At 53.2% G+C, this 583-nt stretch carries 1 protein-coding gene; it reads right to left on the bottom strand.

Annotated features, from left to right (window positions below):
* On the bottom strand, positions 1 to 583 hold a 583-nt coding region (locus tag HMPREF3119_RS19325; protein WP_210388491.1), incomplete at both ends, for an Ig-like domain-containing protein.

Raw genomic sequence — 583 nt, 5'->3', positions numbered from 1 at the left:
CGCCACTTTCTGTACCACATCGCCTTCCAGGGTCACGGTGCCCACTTTGGCTGACGTCAGTTCAAAGATAAAGCTGACGGCCTTATTCGCTGCCACTTTCGCGGTATCTTCGTACTGTGCACTCACTGTAACGTTATCAACGGCAGTTGTGGTCGATGTCAGTGTGACAGTGGCTTTACCGGTGGCATCCGTTTTACTGCTTGTCGCTGACAGCACGACTGCATTGCCTTTGTCCTGCGTCCAGTTCACCACCAGATCCGCCTGACGAACCGGGTTACCGTTGCCGTCAACCAGCTGTGCGGTATAAGTGAAGGCATTCACACCATCCGCCACTTTCTGTACCACATCGCCGTCCAGCTTCACGGTACCGACTTTGGCTGAACTCAGCTCATAGATAAAGCTGACCAGCTTATTGGCATCCACTTTGGCTGTACCGGCATACTGTGCACTGACGAGTACATCATCCACTGCTTTTTTGGTGGAGGTCAGGGTGATAGTGGCTTTACCGGTGGCATCCGTTTTACTGGTTGTCGCCGACAGCGCCACATCATTACCTTTGTCCTGCGTCCAGTTCACCACCAGA

Source organism: Morganella sp. HMSC11D09 (genome assembly GCF_001807955.1).
In the GTDB taxonomy this organism is placed as follows: domain Bacteria; phylum Pseudomonadota; class Gammaproteobacteria; order Enterobacterales; family Enterobacteriaceae; genus Morganella; species Morganella morganii.
This window is presented reverse-complemented; position numbering and strand designations above follow the sequence as displayed.